The sequence below is a fragment of the Mycoplasma mobile 163K genome, from assembly GCF_000008365.1.
In the GTDB taxonomy this organism is placed as follows: domain Bacteria; phylum Bacillota_I; class Bacilli_A; order Mycoplasmatales; family Metamycoplasmataceae; genus Mycoplasma_J; species Mycoplasma_J mobile.
Genome location: NC_006908.1, coordinates 18,050 through 33,419, shown reverse-complemented (window position 1 = coordinate 33,419; position 15,370 = coordinate 18,050). Strand labels below are relative to the sequence as shown.

11 protein-coding genes are annotated in these 15,370 nt (G+C 22.6%); 7 read left to right on the top strand and 4 right to left on the bottom strand.

The window, feature by feature from the left end:
* Positions 1-84 precede the first annotated feature (84 nt).
* The 6 genes from MMOB_RS00150 to MMOB_RS00120 all read left to right on the top strand — a co-directional run bounded on the left by MMOB_RS00150 (position 85) and on the right by MMOB_RS00120 (position 9,214).
* The gene (locus MMOB_RS00150; RefSeq protein WP_011264545.1) at positions 85-2,415 is read left to right on the top strand and encodes a hypothetical protein; all 2,331 of its coding nucleotides are present in this window, start codon (positions 85-87) and stop codon (positions 2,413-2,415) included.
* Between the two features lie 103 nt (positions 2,416-2,518).
* On the top strand, positions 2,519-4,858 hold the full coding sequence (locus MMOB_RS00145) for a hypothetical protein (RefSeq protein WP_011264544.1): 2,340 nt from the start codon (positions 2,519-2,521) through the stop codon (positions 4,856-4,858).
* Between the two features lie 361 nt (positions 4,859-5,219).
* Positions 5,220-5,798 carry a hypothetical protein gene (locus MMOB_RS00140; protein WP_041362718.1) on the top strand — a complete coding sequence of 193 codons (579 nt, stop codon included), beginning with the start codon at positions 5,220-5,222 and terminating at the stop codon, positions 5,796-5,798.
* A complete protein-coding gene (locus MMOB_RS00135) occupies positions 5,773-6,198 on the top strand; it encodes a hypothetical protein (protein ID WP_011264543.1) in 426 nt (141 codons plus the stop codon). Before MMOB_RS00140 ends, MMOB_RS00135 begins: the two co-directional genes overlap by 26 nt.
* Before the next feature lie 103 nt (positions 6,199-6,301).
* Positions 6,302-8,644, top strand: coding sequence for a hypothetical protein (locus MMOB_RS00130; RefSeq protein ID WP_011264542.1), 2,343 nt, complete (start codon positions 6,302-6,304; stop codon positions 8,642-8,644).
* 120 nt (positions 8,645-8,764) lie between these two features.
* On the top strand, positions 8,765-9,214 hold the full coding sequence (locus MMOB_RS00120; protein WP_011264541.1) for a hypothetical protein: 450 nt from the start codon (positions 8,765-8,767) through the stop codon (positions 9,212-9,214).
* Positions 9,215-9,712: 498 nt separating this feature from the next.
* On the opposite strand, the gene MMOB_RS00115 is transcribed toward MMOB_RS00120, so the two are convergent.
* Together MMOB_RS00115 and MMOB_RS00110 are read right to left on the bottom strand one after the other, a co-directional pair.
* Complete coding sequence (locus tag MMOB_RS00115; RefSeq protein ID WP_041362712.1) at positions 9,713-10,201, bottom strand: hypothetical protein; 489 nt, start codon at positions 10,199-10,201, stop codon at positions 9,713-9,715.
* A gap of 169 nt (positions 10,202-10,370) precedes the next feature.
* Positions 10,371-10,853, bottom strand: coding sequence for a hypothetical protein (locus MMOB_RS00110; RefSeq protein ID WP_011264539.1), 483 nt, complete (start codon positions 10,851-10,853; stop codon positions 10,371-10,373).
* A 753-nt stretch (positions 10,854-11,606) separates the two neighbouring features.
* On the opposite strand from MMOB_RS00110, the gene MMOB_RS00105 reads away from it, so the two are divergent.
* Entirely contained in the window at positions 11,607-11,957 is a 351-nt protein-coding gene (locus tag MMOB_RS00105) for a hypothetical protein (RefSeq protein WP_011264538.1), read from the top strand.
* Between the two features lie 131 nt (positions 11,958-12,088).
* On the opposite strand, the gene MMOB_RS00100 is transcribed toward MMOB_RS00105, so the two are convergent.
* Both MMOB_RS00100 and MMOB_RS00095 read right to left on the bottom strand, forming a co-directional pair.
* A complete protein-coding gene (locus tag MMOB_RS00100) occupies positions 12,089-12,592 on the bottom strand; it encodes a cob(I)yrinic acid a,c-diamide adenosyltransferase (protein ID WP_011264537.1) in 504 nt (167 codons plus the stop codon).
* A gap of 1 nt (position 12,593) precedes the next feature.
* Positions 12,594-15,122, bottom strand: coding sequence for a vitamin B12-dependent ribonucleotide reductase (locus MMOB_RS00095; RefSeq protein WP_011264536.1), 2,529 nt, complete (start codon positions 15,120-15,122; stop codon positions 12,594-12,596).
* Positions 15,123-15,370: the final 248 nt, after the last annotated feature.

The window sequence follows — 15,370 nt, the reverse complement described above, 5'->3', positions numbered from 1 at the left end:
TAGCGAAATAGCTTTAAATTAGTGTTGAAAACCATATTAGATAATTTTGATATAATTTTTATATTGCAAACAAAATGGAGTTATATGAAGGTAAATAAACTTTTAAAAACAATTTTCTTTTTTAGTGGAACTCTAGCATTAAGTTCTTTTTTGTTTAATGGTGTTATTTTAATTAAAAAATCACAAGAAAAATTCATTCAAGAAGAAACTTTTACTTTAAATAAAAATAAGGTAAATGCTAATTTTATAGAAAATTCATCTGCAGAAATTTTAGCTCCTACAAATAATAAATATGCTAGTGGTTATGCATATGGAGATTTTTCTGATAATGAAATTCTTGAAAGAATTTTAGTTTCACCACTTTTAAATAAAGATTTAAGTATTCCAAGAAATGCTGTAGAACATATAGAATTAATAAAAGAAATTAGTAGAAATAATGTTTCCCGAATAGATCTTCGTTATACAAAAGAAACAATTCAAGATAGATTAATAGGTTTAACTTATTTAAATTCAAACGATTCATATATAAGTAGAAATTCTAACTGATTTACAAGTATACCAACAAATGAAATGATAGATAGTATAAATTCTCATGGCAAACAATCTTCAGCTTATCGCTTATTAGTAGGACTTAAAAATGCTAATTTAAGCCCCAAAGATTTAGCTCCAAATGATTATGCTGGTAGTTTTTTTGTTGAAGCAACTTATAACAATACTAATCCTGAAACATTTACAACCGAAAATGGATTTTTCTTATTAGAGAAAAAACAAAGAGCTGATAATAATGGTTTTGATTATACTTATTTAATAAGAATAAATACTTCAAGAGTTAAATTTGATATTGATGAAAATGTGAATAGAGAAGAATTTATAAATAAAATTAATAATCCAATAAATTTAAGACAAATGGAATATTCACAAGACTTTTTTAAAAGATATTTTAATACTCAAGAAAATAGATTAGCTAAAAATGAATTAGAAATACTTTTAGAAAAATTAAGTATTAAAAATGAATTAGGAAATTTAAGTATTCCTAAATTAGATCTTTTTGTGAAAAATGATGTGAATTTAAAAATAGAAGATAGATTTTTTATTGATGTTGAATATGATGATACATATATTAATCAAAAATTAAACACAAGACCATTTAATAGTGGAGTAGTGATTCATACTCCTTTAGAAATTGAAGAAATTTTAGGAGAGAGAATTCATAAAATATTAAGTGATATTTATATGATTAAGGGAGGACAAAATCCAAATTTAGGATTTGTTAATATTAATTATAAAGATTTATTTGTAGAAAAAGGACCAAAAAATCTAACTCTTCCTAATGGAAATGTTGTTGAGAATTTTAGAAAAACAATTATTAGAATTCCAATGAATTATTTCTTTAGAAAATTAGAAGATAATAATTTTAATAATTGAGTAGAAAATAATTTAAGTTTTAATAATAATATTTTTTCTGTAGATGGAATATATACAAGAGCTCAATTTGATGCTAATGGAATTATTTTAAATAATGTTAATGATTTTATGACTACACAAATTAAATCAATTGAGATAAGTAAAAGTGATTTTATTACCGGAAGAGCAAATATTAAAATTAATTTTGAAAATGTGGAATTTTCTCTTTCAGAAGTTGATAGGCAAATAAGAACTTATTCTCATGAATTTTTAACACCTTTCAATTCTTTTAAAGCTGTTAATATTAATAATAATTCATCCTATCCAAAATGAGTTAATGCAAATAATAATTTTTTTGCTATTGATGGAATGTATCTTAATAAAGATTTGAGATTTACAGGATTAAATTTTGAAAATCCAGAAATCGAAAAAACTATTGATAGTATTGAAATTTCAAATAGTGATATTTTAAACGGAAGTGCAAATATTAAAATTAATTTTAATCGAACAATATTGCAATTAATAGAAAAAGGTTTTGAATTTTTCAACTCTTTTGAAATAAAAGGATTCCAAAATTTTGATAGTTCAAAAATGAAAATGGAAATTAATAATAAAATTACCCCTGAAAATGAAATATTTAGTAGAAATAATAAATCAATCGAAGAATTTAAAAAAGAATTGGCTTTAAAAGGTTTAATAATTTCAGATTTAGAATACTTATCAAAAATAAATTTTTTAGAAATTTATGAAGCAAATAAAGCTAATGGTAGTGCAAAAATTAGAATTCAATGAAATTTAGTAAATGAATTTAATACTAATGTTGTAAATAATGAAATTACAAATAAAGATTTTACTTTAAATCAAGATTTAGGACTTGTTTTAGGATTTGATGTTCTTATTAACAATAATTTACCTGTAATTATAGGTTCTATTAGTGCTAGCTTTTTAGTAGTTGCAATTACTTCTTTTAGTTTATGAAAATTCATTAAGTCAAAAAAAAGTAAAAAATAAAATTTTTTGAATTAAGCACTAGCGAAATAGCTTTAAATTAGTGTTGAAAACCATATTAGATAATTTTGATATAATTTTTATATTGCAAACAAAATGGAGTTATATGAAGGTAAATAAATTTTTAAAAACAATTTTCTTTTTTAGTGGAACTCTAGCATTAAGTTCTTTTTTGTTTAATGGTGTTATTTTAATTAAAAAATCACAAGAAAAATTCATTCAAGAAGAAACTTTTACTTTAAATAAAAATAAGGTAAATGCTAATTTTATAGAAAATTCATCTGCAGAAATTTTAGCTCCTACAAATAATAAATATGCTAGTGGTTATGCATATGGAGATTTTGCTAATAATGAAATTCTTGAAAGAATTTTAGTTTCACCACTTTTAAATAAAGATTTAAGTATTCCAAGAAATGCTGTAGAACATATAGAATTAATAAAAGAAATTAGTAGAAATAATGTTTCCCGAATAGATCTTCGCTATACAAAAGAAACAATTCAAGATAGATTAAGAGGTCTAACTTATTTAAATTCAAATGATTCATATGTAAGTAGAAATTCTAACTGATTTACAAGTATACCAACAAGTGAAATGATAGGTACTATAAATAGTGAAGATAAATTAACTTCAGCTTACCGCTTATTAATAGGGCTTAAAAATGCTAATTTAAGCCCCAAAGATTTAGTTCCAAACGATTATGCTGGTAGTTTTTTTGTTGATGCTACTTATAATAATATTAATCCTGAAACATTTACAACTGAAAATGGATTTTTCTTATTAGAGAAAAAACAAAGAGCTGATAATAATGGTTTTGATTATACTTATTTAATAAGAATAAATACTTCAAGAGTTAAATTTGATATTGATGAAAATGTGAATAGAGAAGAATTTATAAATAAAATTAATAATCCAATAAATTTAAGACAAATGGAATATTCACAAGACTTTTTTAAAAGATATTTTAATACTCAAGAAAATAGATTAGCTAAAAATGAATTAGAAATACTTTTAGAAAAATTAAGTATTAAAAATGAATTAGGAAATTTAAGTATTCCTAAATTAGATCTTTTTGTGAAAAATGATGTGAATTTAAAAATAGAAGATAGATTTTTTATTGATGTTGAATATAATGATACATATATTAATCAAAAATTAAACACAAGACCATTTAATAGTGGAGTAGTGATTCATACTCCTTTAGAAATTGCAAAAATTTTAGGAGAGAGAATTCATAAAATATTAAGCGATCTTTATATGATTAAAGGAGGACAAAATCCAAATTTAGGATTTGTTAATATTAATTATAAAGATTTATTTGTAGAAAAAGTACCAAAAAATCTAACTCTTCCTAATGGAAATGTTGTTGAGAATTTTAGAAAAACAATTATTAGAATTCCAATGAATTATTTCTTTAGAAAATTAGAAGATAATAATTTTAATAATTGAGTAGAAAATAATTTAAGTTTTAATAATAATATTTTTTCTGTAGATGGAATATATACAAGAGCTCAATTTGATGCTAATGGAATTATTTTAAATAATGTTAATGATTTTATGACTACACAAATTAAATCAATTGAGATAAGTAAAAGTGATTTTATTACCGGAAGAGCAAATATTAAAATTAATTTTGAAAATGTGGAATTTTCTCTTTCAGAAGTTGATAGGCAAATAAGAACTTATTCTCATGAATTTTTAACACCTTTCAATTCTTTTAAAGCTGTTAATATTAATAATAATTCATCCTATCCAAAATGAGTTAATGCAAATAATAATTTTTTTGCTATTGATGGAATGTATCTTAATAAAGATTTGAGATTTACAGGATTAAATTTTGAAAATCCAGAAATCGAAAAAACTATTGATAGTATTGAAATTTCAAATAGTGATATTTTAAACGGAAGTGCAAATATTAAAATTAATTTTAATCGAACAATATTGCAATTAATAGAAAAAGGTTTTGAATTTTTCAACTCTTTTGAAATAAAAGGATTCCAAAATTTTGATAGTTCAAAAATGAAAATGGAAATTAATAATAAAATTACCCCTGAAAATGAAATATTTAGTAGAAATAATAAATCAATCGAAGAATTTAAAAAAGAATTGGCTTTAAAAGGTTTAATAATTTCAGATTTAGAATACTTATCAAAAATAAATTTTTTAGAAATTTATGAAGCAAATAAAGCTAATGGTAGTGCAAAAATTAGAATTCAATGAAATTTAGTAAATGAATTTAATACTAATGTTGTAAATAATGAAATTACAAATAAAGATTTTACTTTAAATCAAGATTTAGGACTTGTTTTAGGATTTGATGTTCTTATTAACAATAATTTACCTGTAATTATAGGTTCTATTAGTGCTAGCTTTTTAGTAGTTGCAATTACTTCTTTTAGTTTATGAAAATCTATAAAGTCAAAAAGATCTTCAAAAAATAAACTTTAACAAACATATAAATCTATTTTTGAAAACTGAAATTTCTTTCTTGATATAAAATGTTAAGTTTAGGACTAGGATTTTCAATTGTTTTTGGATTTGGTTTTATTTTTCAATTTATTGCAAGCTCTAAAATTAATAAATTAATGGATGAAATTAGTTAAAAAGTAAAAAGATTATTATATTTTTTGTTTATAAAATAATAAAAATTACTTTTTACACAATAAATGTATAATTATATTGATGATAAGAGCTTATAACTCTTGCTAGCTTGGCCATCATTAAATAAATATATAAGCAATTTGTTTTTACATCCTAGGTTTTTATAAGAAGCCCATTATGGATGTTTTTTTTATGTTAAAATTCAATAATGTTAGAAATTTGAGAAATTTATGAAAAATTTTGTGAAGTAAAAAAAATGAATTTTTATTTCAAAAGTGACATTCTAAATTTTTCAAATAAAAGTAATCTTTTGCAAATAAAAAAAGATAATATATTGCATTTGCTGGGTTTAGATCACATAAAAAAAATATACAATGAAACAAATAATAAATTATTAGACAATAATGCAATATTGAAGCTAATTAAGAAAAAGCAAATAACAAATTCCTGAATAGAAAAACTTTCATGAAATAATCGCAGTCCAGAAATTAAGAAAAAAGCAAAATACATTTTAAATAAAATAGAATTTTGAAATTTTTTTATATTAGATTTAGAATTTAATTTATCAAAAAATCCAAATTTTGAATTTCATAAAAATGATTTTTTAAAAGATAATAAAATAAATTATTATTTCAAATTTACAAAAAATACAGAAAAATATTTCTTTGTTTTAGGTTGTGTAGGAATTCTTCGCAATGAATATAGTTATAATTTGTTTATCCCTGTTACTGTACAAAAAAAGTCAAAAAGAGATTATTTAATTGAGAAAAAAATTAGAAGTTTTTAATAAAATTACCCCTGAAAATGAAATATTTAGTAGAAATAATAAATCAATCGAAGAATTTAAAAAAGAATTGGCTTTAAAAGGTTTAATAATTTCAGATTTAGAATACTTATCAAAAATAAATTTTTTAGAAATTTATGAAGCAAATAAAACTAATGGTAGTGCAAAAATTAGAATTCAATGAAATTTAGTAAATGAATTTAATACTAATGTAGTAAATAATGAAATTTCAAAAAAAGATTTTACTTTAAATCAAGATTTAGGACTTGTTTTAGGATTTGATGTTCCTACTAATAATAATTTAGCAATTATTGTAGGTTCTATTAGTGACGCATTTTTAGCATTTGCTATTGTTTCTTTTAGTTTACGAAAATTCATTAAGTCAAAAAAAAGTAAAAAATAAAATTTTTTGAATTAAGCACTAGCGAAATAGCTTTAAATTAGTGTTGAAAACCATATTAGATAATTTTGATATAATTTTTATATTGCAAACAAAATGGAGTTATATGAAGGTAAATAAACTTTTAAAAACAATTTTCTTTTTTAGTGGAACTCTAGCATTAAGTTCTTTTTTGTTTAATGGTGTTATTTTAATTAAAAAATCACAAGAAAAATTCATTCAAGAAGAAACTTTTACTTTAAATAAAAATAAGGTAAATGCTAATTTTATAGAAAATTCATCTGCAGAAATTTTAGCTCCTACAAATAATAAATATGCTAGTGAATATGCTCATAGTAGAGATGAAGAAGCAGTAAGAATAATTCAAAGAATTTTAGTTTCACCACTTTTAAATAAAGATTTAAGTATTCCAAGAAATGCAGAAGAACATATTTCTTTAATTAAAGATATTCAAAAAAACAATGTTGCTCTATTAGATCTTCGTTATACAAAAGAAACAATTCAAGATAGATTAATAGGTTTAACTTATTTAAATTCAAACGATTCATATATAAGTAGAAATTCTAACTGATTTACAAGTATACCAACAAATGAAATGATAGATAGTATAAATTCTCATGGCAAACAATCTTCAGCTTACCGCTTATTAGTAGGACTTAAAAATGCTAATTTAAGCCCCAAAGATTTAGTTCCAAATGATTATGCTGGTAGTTTTTTTGTTGATGCTACTTATAATAATATTAATCCTGAAACATTTACAACTGAAAATGGATTTTTCTTATTAGAGAAAAAACAAAGAGCTGATAATAATGGTTTTGATTATACTTATTTAATAAGAATAAATACTTCAAGAGTTAAATTTGATATTGATGAAAATGTGAATAGAGAAGAATTTATAAATAAAATTAATAATCCAATAAATTTAAGACAAATGGAATATTCACAAGACTTTTTTAAAAGATATTTTAATACTCAAGAAAATAGATTAGCTAAAAATGAATTAGAAATACTTTTAGAAAAATTAAGTATTAAAAATGAATTAGGAAATTTAAGTATTCCTAAATTAGATCTTTTTGTGAAAAATGATGTGAATTTAAAAATAGAAGATAGATTTTTTATTGATGTTGAATATGATGATACATATATTAATCAAAAATTAAACACAAGACCATTTAATAGTGGAGTAGTGATTCATACTCCTTTAGAAATTGAAAAAATTTTAGGAGAGAGAATTCATAAAATATTAAGCGATATTTATATGATTAAGGGAGGACAAAATCCAAATTTAGGATTTGTTAATATTAATTATAAAGATTTATTTGTAGAAAAAGTACCAAAAAATCTAACTCTTCCTAATGGAAATGTTGTTGAGAATTTTAGAAAAACAATTATTAGAATTCCAATGAATTATTTCTTTAGAAAATTAGAAGATAATAATTTTAATAATTGAGTAGAAAATAATTTAAGTTTTAATAATAATATTTTTTCTGTAGATGGAATATATACAAGAGCTCAATTTGATGCTAATGGAATTATTTTAAATAATGTTAATGATTTTATGACTACACAAATTAAATCAATTGAGATAAGTAAAAGTGATTTTATTACCGGAAGAGCAAATATTAAAATTAATTTTGAAAATGTGGAATTTTCTCTTTCAGAAGTTGATAGGCAAATAAGAACTTATTCTCATGAATTTTTAACACCTTTCAATTCTTTTAAAGCTGTTAATATTAATAATAATTCATCCTATCCAAAATGAGTTAATGCAAATAATAATTTTTTTGCTATTGATGGAATGTATCTTAATAAAGATTTGAGATTTACAGGATTAAATTTTGAAAATCCAGAAATCGAAAAAACTATTGATAGTATTGAAATTTCAAATAGTGATATTTTAAACGGAAGTGCAAATATTAAAATTAATTTTAATCGAACAATATTGCAATTAATAGAAAAAGGTTTTGAATTTTTCAACTCTTTTGAAATAAAAGGATTCCAAAATTTTGATAGTTCAAAAATGAAAATGGAAATTAATAATAAAATTACCCCTGAAAATGAAATATTTAGTAGAAATAATAAATCAATCGAAGAATTTAAAAAAGAATTGGCTTTAAAAGGTTTAATAATTTCAGATTTAGAATACTTATCAAAAATAAATTTTTTAGAAATTTATGAAGCAAATAAAACTAATGGTAGTGCAAAAATTAGAATTCAATGAAATTTAGTAAATGAATTTAATACTAATGTTGTAAATAATGAAATTACAAATAAAGATTTTATCTTAAATCAAGATTTAGGACTTGTTTTAGGATTTGATGTTCTTATTAACAATAATTTACCTGTAATTATAGGTTCTATTAGTGCTAGCTTTTTAGTAGTTGCAATTACTTCTTTTAGTTTATGAAAATCTATAAAGTCAAAAAGATCTTCAAAAAATAAACTTTAACAAACATATAAATCTATTTTTGAAAACTGAAATTTCTTTCTTTATATTAATAATTTCAAAAAAATTATTAATATAAGTTTTATTTCAATTATTTTTTTGTTTTTTTGGTAAAATTTTGTAATGAATGTAATTAACAATCAATTAGATGAATTAAAAAGACTTCACAAGTATTCTTTAAAATCGGCAAAACTAGGTCTTTGATCTGCTATATTAGTTTTAATGGGGATAATTTTTAGCATTATTGGAGCTGCTGTAATTTTGCCTTTAAGTGTAAATAGTAATATAAATGCAATTGTAGATACAATATTAATTGTTTCTTTTGTAGTTATTGCTATTCAGGTAATTTTATATATTGCAACATTTGTAATTGGAATTATTTGATTAGTTTTTAGTATTTTAGCTTTAGTAGAATCAATAAAAATATCTAAAGAATCTTTTAAACAAGAAAGAACTGAAATTATCTTAATGTTAAGTTTAGGGTTAGGTTTTTTAATTGTTTTTGGACTAGGATTTATTTTTCAATTCATTGCAAGCTCTAAAATTAACAAATTAATAAACAAAATTAAATAAAAAACTAATAATTTTTATGAGTTAAAATTTTAATTAGTTTATGTTAAATTTAAAATAGAATTCTATTCAATTTCTTAGCAAAAAGAATAATTTGTATTTAAACAAAATATAAAAAATATTTAACTATAAATATAGTTAAATATTTTCAAATTTAAGTTCTTCTAAATTGTAGGAAGTGATTTTTATTAAAGCTACTTCTTTTCAATTTTATTTAATCTTAATTAAATTTATACTTCATTCCACAGAAAAATTTTGTTCCTTGGTGTATTTTCTAAAAAACCCTTCAATAATTATTTATAAAAATTGCCATCATATAAAAATTTATTCTAATTTTTGAATTTCTTACTTTTTATTATTATAGTACTTTCTTTTTTTCAATACCTTTCTTTATATAAATTTAAAAATTTTGTATTTTAATAGCTGTGAAATTCACTCATTATGCAATTATGAAAAAAATAATAAAAAAACTAGGTTTTCTAGTTTTTTTATTATTTAAAATTAAATATCTCAATTAAATACGCCATTATTTTCTATAGAAACATTTGTATGATATACATAAAATCCATCAATTTTTCCTGGGTATAAATTTGTATAATCTTTATTTCATTTTTCATTATTAAATGCTGGTATTTTTCCTTTAGGAGCAACTTGAGAATAAACATTTGTCATAGGAAATTCTGTTAATTGAATATCATCATTTCTATATCCTGAAAAAGCAGGAACAATATATTTTGATTCTTTATCATTAAGAGGAACTTCAATTACCATTGCATATCCTGTTCAAAAATTTGGTCATTGTCAGTCTCAAGTAGATGATTTAGCTGGAATTGTGTGTAAGTATCATCTGTTTACACCATTATCAGAATATCAATAATTAATAGATTGATTTGTGTTATTTGTTAAAGCAAGTGCGTTCCCTGATTTACCAGTTGTTTTTATTGAGTTTAATTCAACATTATTAGTGTCATTATTATTTTTTGTTTTCATATTTTCCTCTTCTTTCAAATAAAATTATAAAATATTTTGGAAAAATTTGTAAAATTAAGTAGAAAAATAAAACTAGAAGACAAACTTTTTATTAATTAAAAGATTTAAAATTAAAAAATAGAAATTAATATTTTAATTTCTATTTTTTAACTAATTGCTTACTTTGTTTTTAAAAATTAACTCAGGAAAAAGATCCATCATTTTCTAAAACAAATCTTGTATGATGAGTTGCAAAACTATCAATTTTACCTGGATATAAGGAAGTATTTTCCAAAATTCATTTTCCATTATTGAATAATGGAGCTTTATTTTTAAGTGCGATTTGAGTATAAATATCTGTCATAGGAAATTCGGTTAATTTAAATTCCTCTTTTTTATATTCTGAAAAAGCAGGAACAATATATTTTGATTCTTTATCATTAAGTGGTACTTCTATTACTAGTGCATATCCTGTTCAAAAGTTTGATCATTGCCAATCTCAAGTAGATAAATTTGCTCCTATTGTGTGTAAGTACCATTTATTAGCGCCATTATCAGAATATCAATAGCTAATATTTTGCTTTGTGTTATTAACTAAAGCAAGTGCGTTCCCTGATCTTCCGACTGTTTTTATTGGGTTTAATTCAACATTATTAATGTTTTTTGGGTTCATATTTTCTCCTCTATTTAATTTAAGTTACATTTAAATTATAAAATGTTTTTAATTTTCTTTAAAAAATTGGAATGTTTTATCTTTATTTATACTTAATTGGGTGAAAATTATTTCTGCATAAAATTCTTTAAATAATAAATGTAAATCAAACAATATATCTATTTTATTTAAAAATAATTTTTTTGAATTTAAAATATTTTAAAAAGCAAAAGTTAAAAAATAAATAGCACTTTTTAAAATTAATTATTTATTAAAATAGGCTTATTTTTAGTTATTTATAATTGAAAGGTAGGTTTAATAAGTAAAAATAAAATAATTCTTTTAAAATTTACGAGCTTGAAAATCTAAAAAGATATTTTTAAAACATAGTATTAAATTCTTATAAATGATAAATTTAAAATTTCACGAAAATTTAAATATTGTATCTTAAAAAATCTATTGAATAAAGAGAATAATATTGTGTTTTTGATAAATGTAATTAAAATTAATAAAAAATTTAACAATATAACAAGAAATGCAAAAGAAAATATTCTCAATAGTTTGCTTTAATTCATTTTGATGCTTGAAAAAATTAAAATAAGTTTTTATAAGTTTTTGAAAAACACAAAATAAGACATTCAGAAATACTTAAAATAAGTTATTGTAAAAAATGATTTTTTACTTGAATTAAATTTGCAATAACAAAATTTAAAACTTTAAAAAATTGAAACTTTTTAAATTTTTATACAAAAAAGATAAAATTAAAGGAGAACATTGAAAAAGAAAATATTAGAAATAATAAGAAAATCAGAAATTCAAAAATTAGAAGAAATTTTTAATGATGGTAATTTTTATAAATATATTATTGAAGGAGTTTTTATCAAAAAAGAAGCTACAAAATCAAATCAAAATATTTTAAATGCAATTGAAAATCTTTCTAAAAGTTTTGATACTAAAATTGAAAATCTTTCTAAAAGTTTTGATACTAAAATTGAAAATCTTTCTAAAAGTATAAACACAAGATTAGATAAAATTGAAAATAGACTTGAAAATGTTGAAAAAGATATTGCTTTGATAAAATCACTTCCTACAATTCAAAAAGAGCTTAAAGTTAAAATACTTTAGCCTAGAAAGATTAATAAAAAGCATCCGCTATAAGCTAAATGCTTTTTTAATTTATAATATTAAACTAAAAATTTTACTTTAATAAAAAGAGAGAATTAAATTTAATATTTTTAAATCATTATGATATTTAATTAAAGTTCAATACCTTTTCTTGCTTGAATACCTTTTTCAAAATAATGTTTTTTAGCTTCATAAAAAGTGATTAAATCGGCTTTTTCAAAAAGTTTTTTAAGCTCATAATGACCACTTAATAAAACTTCATATTCTTCAAAATGCTCTAAAAAAGAAATCAATTCATCTTCTGTGATTAATTTTACTTCAACTAAATCAATAATTTCATCAAAACAAAAAAAATTAAATTCTTTTTTTATTTTGATAATTTCTTTCAATTCTTTTTTTATAAAAGTTTGAAGATTAAGCCTTTCTTCTCCGTTCATTTGAAAGACAAATTTTGTTCCCTGATGTAATTTTTTAACAAAAATTCCTACTTTTTCAAGAACTTCATCTTCTGATGTTTTTACACCTTTTAAAAAACGATAAATTACGACTTTGAAATCTGCTCCTTTTGCTCTAATTGCAGAACCATTTAAAGTGCTTGTTTTACCTTTACCAAAACCATAATAAATATGCAACATTTTACAAACCACAAAGCATTTGAGTTCCACAAACGCTACATGTATTACATCCCCCAATTTCTTGAACTATTCCATTTTTACAAATTGGGCAAGTGTTTCCGATTTCAGTTCCGTATTTTTTAACAATTTCTTTGTTAATAGGTTCTGAAGAGACTTTTTTCTCAAGTTGTTCAATTTCTTTTCTTGTATGTTCAGCAATAATAAGAGGTCTTGTTGGATCATCACCTTCATTTAAATCATTTAATTCGTTTGAAAGAGATAAAACTTGAGCATCTCTAGAACCATCTACATAAACAGTTCCACCTTTTGAGCCACCATCATATAAAGACATGAATACTTTTTCAACATCTTCAACAGAATATCCTTTTGGAGCATTAACAGTTTTTGAAATAGATGAATCAATTCATCTTTGAATTAAGTTTTGAACTTTAACATGTTCTTCAGGTTTTAAATCCATTGCTGAAGAAAAAATTTCTGGTAAAGCTTTATCGGCAGGTCAATTCTTAATTTTTTTTCATTCTGCAACAATATCTTGATCAACTTCAATAAATTTACCTAATCTACCTGAACGGAAATATTTGAAAGCATAATAAGGTTCTAGACCGGTCGAAACACCTGCCATTGTACCTGTTGAACCTGTTGGTGCAATTGTTAATAAGTGTGAATTACGAATTGCTTTAGTTTTTTTAAAGGCATCAATAACAATTTGAGGTAATTTTTTAACATAACCACTCTGTAAAAATCTTTCAACACTAGTAAAAAATGGAAATGATCCTTTTTCTTTTCCTAACTCAATTGAAGTTAAATATGCACTTGTTGCGATTGTTTCAAATACTTTATCAACAACTTTATTTGCTTCTTTTGAGCCATATTTTAAACCACTTCAAATTAACATGTCATGAAGACCCATAACTCCAAGTCCAACTCTTCTTTCTCCAAGTGCTTGGTCTTTATTTTCTTTTAAAAAATAATAAGTTTTATCGATAATATTGTCTTGAAATCTTATACCTAGTTTAACTGTGTTTTCTAATTTTGGATAATCGATTTTACCAGTATGTTTATCAACAAAATTTGCTAAATTAATTGCTGCTAAATTACATACCGAATAAGGAGCAAGAGGTTGTTCTCCACAAGGATTTGTACAAACAACTTTTTGTCCATATGACTGAGCATTTGTTAATTCATTTGCTCTATCAATGAAAAATACCCCTGGTTCAGCTGAATAAGTTGAACATAAATTAATTAAATCTCACAATTCTTTAGCTTTAATAGTTGAATAAACTTTAACAGGATAACCTAATTTTCCCCATTCTTTTACATCTCCAATGTTATGTCATTCTTTATCATAAAAAGCTTTTTGCTCCTTTGTAAATTTTTCTAAATCCGGAAATCTTAATTCATACATTTCATTGTTTTTAACAGCATCCATGAAATCGCTAGTTAAGGCTACAGAAATATTTGCACCTGATAAAAATCCTGGATCATTAATTTCATATTCACCACCTGCTTTTTTTAAATTCTCTGCATTAACAACAACTCCATGAGGCATTAAATTTTTATGAGCTAGAATAGCGTCAATATTCATTTGTTTTTCTTGAGATAGAGGTCTAAAATTCAATTTAAAATTTACAGCTTCTTTTATTAAAGGATGATGAAATTTATCTTTAATGAATTTTAAAATGTTAGGTTTTTGCATTTTTGAAATTATAAATTCAACAATATCAGGATGTCAAACGCCTAACATGATCATTTGAGCGCCACGACGAGAACCACCTTGTTGCACTAAATTAGTTAATTGAGAAATATCATTTAATCATGAAACTGCTCCACTACTTTTTCCACCAACACTAATTGCAATTGCATCCTTGGGTCTTAAAGAAGATCCGTTTGTTCCAACTCCTCCACCACGAGACATAATTTCCATAATTTGTCCACGATGCTTTGAAATACCTTCACGTGAATCTTGGATCATAGGCATTACATAACAGTTAAAAAATGTTACTTCTTTTTTTGAACCCGCTCCATATAAAATTCTCCCTGCAGGAATAATATTTTTATCAGCTAATTCCTTAGTAATTGCTTCAATGTGTTTTTTTGATTCATCTTTTGAAATTGCAAAACCTACTCTTTTTGCAATTTGCTCATAATATATTTCTAAAGGTTTTGAAATGTATGATTTTGGTACTCATACAACATCATCTAATTTTTTTTCTTTATCTAAAATAATCGGATCGATTTGATGTACATATTCTGGAAGAATTTGCACTCTTACACTTCCGTTTTGGAACCCTAAAACGGTTCCAAGTCCTAAAGAAGGAAACATTGGATCATATTTAATTTTTACAATTACAAAATCTCCTTCAGCTAATGTTGCTAATGATTCATCTTTTAAAGAGTACCGATCAAGCATGACCATTCTTGATACTCCTTGGTGTGAAATTTGCATATCATCACTTATTTTAAAAATATGTGGAAAATGTGCTTCAATTGTCTTGTTTAAATGCAAAACCTGCTCTTTATCGTATTTCATCTTTTCTCCTTTTAGTCTTTTTATTATTGCTATTTTTTTGAAAAATTTATAAAAAATAGTAACTTTTTTTTAATATTTTTAAAACATAAAATGTTATAAGAGTTTGAGTAAAAAATTTGAAATTTTCAAAAATTATTTAAAATTATTCCAATTTCATTAAAATATTTTTTATAAAAAGCAAAATTTTCAAAAATTAAGGTAAATTTATTCATAATAGTAAATTTTTTGACATTTAATTGTTCAAAATA